This window comes from Streptomyces sp. UH6 (assembly GCF_013421635.1).
GTDB lineage: Bacteria > Actinomycetota > Actinomycetes > Streptomycetales > Streptomycetaceae > Streptomyces > Streptomyces abyssomicinicus.
The window spans coordinates 1-2,819 of sequence record NZ_JACADT010000746.1 but is presented as its reverse complement, the minus strand read 5'-3'; the positions used below and the strand labels follow the sequence as shown (position 1 = coordinate 2,819).

Here is a 2,819-nt window from a genome sequence, read left to right as displayed (position 1 = left end):
CGGCCGCCGCGACCAGGTCCCACAGCATCCGCAGCGGCAGCACCACGACCAGCGCGACGACGCGCACCGGTATCCGCACCGCCGCGACCAGGCAGCCCTCGTCCCGGCGCTCCGGGACGCGTTCCGTCTTCGTCTCCACGTCCTGTGGGACGCGCACGGCGCGCCGGAGGATGCGCGTGGTGACGAAACCGGTACGCACGACGCCGCCGCCGGTTCCGTGCGGGAACCGGCGGCGGCGCCGGGCGGGACGTGCGGGGGTCAGTGGCTGTGACCGCCCGGGGCGCCGGCGGGCTGCTTGACCGACAGCGGGAGCAGCTTCTTGCCGGTGGGGCCGATCTGGATGGAGGTGTCCATCGCGGGGCAGACGCCGCAGTCGAAGCAGGGCGTCCAGCGGCAGTCCTCGACCTCGGTCTCGTCGAGGGCGTCCTGCCAGTCCTCCCAGAGCCAGTCCTTGTCGAGACCGGAGTCCAGGTGGTCCCAGGGCAGGACCTCCTCGTAGGAGCGCTCGCGGGTGGTGTACCAGTCGACGTCCACGCCGTGCGGGGCGAGGGCCTTGTCGGCGCAGGCCATCCAGCGGTCGTAGGAGAAGTGCTCGCGCCAGCCGTCGAAGCGGCCGCCGTCCTCGTAGACGGCGCGGATGACGTCGCCGATGCGGCGGTCGCCGCGGGAGAGCAGGCCCTCGACGATGCCGGGCTTGCCGTCGTGGTAGCGGAAGCCGATGGAGCGGCCGTACTTCTTGTCGCCGCGGATCTTGTCGCGCAGCTTCTCCAGGCGGGCGTCGGTCTCCTCGGCGGAGAGCTGCGGGGCCCACTGGAACGGGGTGTGCGGCTTGGGCACGAAGCCGCCGATGGAGACCGTGCAGCGGATGTCGTTGGAGCCGGAGACCTCGCGGCCCTTGGCGATCACGCGGGTCGCCATGTCGGCGATCTGCAGCACGTCGTCGTCGGTCTCGGTGGGCAGGCCGCACATGAAGTACAGCTTCACCTGGCGCCAGCCGTTGCCGTACGCGGTGGCGACGGTGCGGATCAGGTCGTCCTCGGAGACCATCTTGTTGATGACCTTGCGGATGCGCTCGCTCCCGCCCTCGGGGGCGAAGGTGAGGCCGGAGCGGCGGCCGTTGCGGGTCAGCTCGTTGGCCAGGTCGATGTTGAAGGCGTCGACGCGGGTCGAGGGCAGCGAGAGGCCGATCTTGTCCTCGGTGTACCGGTCGGCGAGGCCCTTGGCGATGTCGCCGATCTCGGAGTGGTCGGCGGAGGAGAGCGACAGCAGGCCGACCTCCTCGAAGCCGGTCGCCTTGAGGCCCTTCTCGACCATCTCGCCGATGCCGGTGATGGAGCGCTCGCGCACCGGGCGGGTGATCATGCCGGCCTGGCAGAAGCGGCAGCCGCGGGTGCAGCCGCGGAAGATCTCCACCGACATCCGCTCGTGCACCGTCTCGGCGAGCGGGACCAGCGGCTGCTTGGGGTAGGGCCACTCGTCGAGGTCCATCACGGTGTGCTTGGACACCCGCCACGGCACACCGGAGCGGTTGGGGACGACGCGGGCGATCCGGCCGTCGGCCAGGTACTCGACGTCGTAGAAGCGCGGGATGTACACGGCGCCGGTCTTCGCCAGGCGCAGCAGCACCTCGTCGCGGCCGCCGGGCCGGCCCTCGGCCTTCCAGGCGCGGACGATCTCCGTCATGTCGAGCACGGCCTGCTCGCCGTCGCCGACGATCGCGGCGTCGATGAAGTCGGCGATCGGCTCGGGGTTGAACGCGGCGTGGCCGCCGGCCAGCACGATCGGGTCGTCGAGGCCGCGGTCCTTGGACTCCAGCGGGACGCCGGCCAGGTCGAGCGCGGTCAGCATGTTGGTGTAGCCGAGCTCGGTGGAGAAGGAGAGGCCGAAGACGTCGAAGGCGCCGAGCGGGCGGTGGCTGTCGACGGTGAACTGCGGGACGCCGTGCTCCCGCATCAGCGCCTCCATGTCCGGCCAGACGCTGTAGGTGCGCTCGGCGAGGACGCCCTCACGCTCGTTCAGGACCTCGTAGAGGATCTGTACGCCCTGGTTGGGCAGACCGACCTCGTACGCGTCCGGGTACATGAGCGCCCAGCGGACGTCGCACGAGTCCCAGGGCTTGACGGTGGAGTTGAGCTCGCCGCCCACGTACTGGATCGGCTTCTGCACATGCGGGAGCAGAGCTTCGAGCTGCGGGAAGACCGATTCGGACATCCTTGAACCTTCATGAGCGGATCGGGGATCCTCCCTTGCCGCCGGCCGGCTGGCGACCGGCCGTCCACCGGGCGCGGACGGCTTCGGGGGGAGGGTGACTCTCAAGCGTACCCGCAGTCGGTCGCCCCTCCGTTCACCCCTTCGGACGAAGCCGGGGGCCGATGTCCGCCCACCGCGCGGGCAGCGCCGCCTCGGTCAGGGCGGCCGCCTTCTCCTCCCGCCCGTAGAGCACGCCCCAGGTGAACTGGGACTCCCCGGCCTTTCCGGCGTCCTGGGCCAGGGAGCGCAGGGCCTGGCGGGCCATGACGCTGTCCTGGTGCTCGCCGAGCGGGCGCTGGAGGGACTTGGCGTCGTCGGCCAGCCGCCGGGCCTTCTTCCCGAGGGCGGAGCGGGCGGCCTCGGCGGCGTACCGGGTGCGCTTGGCCTTCTTGCGCGCCTCGTGCAGGGCGGTGTCGCGCTCGGGGCCGGATTCGAGCGCGAGCGCCCGCTCGACCCTGCGGGCCAGCCGGCCCGACTCCTTCCGCAGCGCCTTGGCCAGCGCCTTCTCCGGCTTGCGGCGTGCGGCCTTGCGCAGCGGCGGGTCGGCGAGGGTGGCCTCGAGGGTGTTC

At 71.7% G+C, this 2,819-nt stretch carries 2 protein-coding genes; both read right to left on the bottom strand.

Annotated features, from left to right (window positions below):
• Positions 1–258: 258 nt before the first annotated feature.
• Positions 259–2,211 carry a TIGR03960 family B12-binding radical SAM protein gene (locus HW445_RS25210; protein WP_180223214.1) on the bottom strand — a complete coding sequence of 651 codons (1,953 nt, stop codon included), beginning with the start codon at positions 2,209–2,211 and terminating at the stop codon, positions 259–261.
• A gap of 133 nt (positions 2,212–2,344) precedes the next feature.
• A partial coding sequence (locus HW445_RS25205) for a CHAD domain-containing protein (RefSeq protein WP_180223213.1) occupies positions 2,345–2,819 on the bottom strand: 475 nt, incomplete at its 5' end.